The following is a 281-nucleotide window of genomic DNA, read 5'->3' as shown; positions in this document are numbered from 1 at the left end:
CTCACGGGTGCCGACGAGGGCCTGCTCCGCGACCTCGAGGGCGGCGTGACCCGCGACCTGTCCGACATGGACCTGGCGTTCCACGCGCTGCGCGACTACGTGGTCGGCGACGACCGCCGGCCGATCCACTGGCGCACCACCGCGCGCCGCGGGCAGCCCACCGTCAAGCAGTACGAGGACACCCGCCGCACCCAGACGGCCGTCGCGCTCGCCTCCGACCCCCGGGACTACCGGCACGGCGCGGACGACGCGGAGCTGGAGCTCGCGGTCAGCGTGGTCGC

The 281-nt window shown here is 75.4% G+C and carries 1 protein-coding gene; it reads left to right on the top strand.

The genetic code is table 11. The features are described from left to right. Nucleotides 1–281: DUF58 domain-containing protein (locus KVT14_RS20340; protein ID WP_217617293.1), on the top strand; the 281-nt coding region annotated here is incomplete at both ends.

Origin of the sequence: Cellulomonas sp. GbtcB1, assembly GCF_019091725.1 — a bacterium.
Taxonomy (GTDB): Bacteria; Actinomycetota; Actinomycetes; order Actinomycetales; family Cellulomonadaceae; genus Cellulomonas.
The sequence above is the reverse complement of the archived record's forward strand: the minus strand, read 5'-3'. Positions and strand labels throughout refer to the sequence as shown.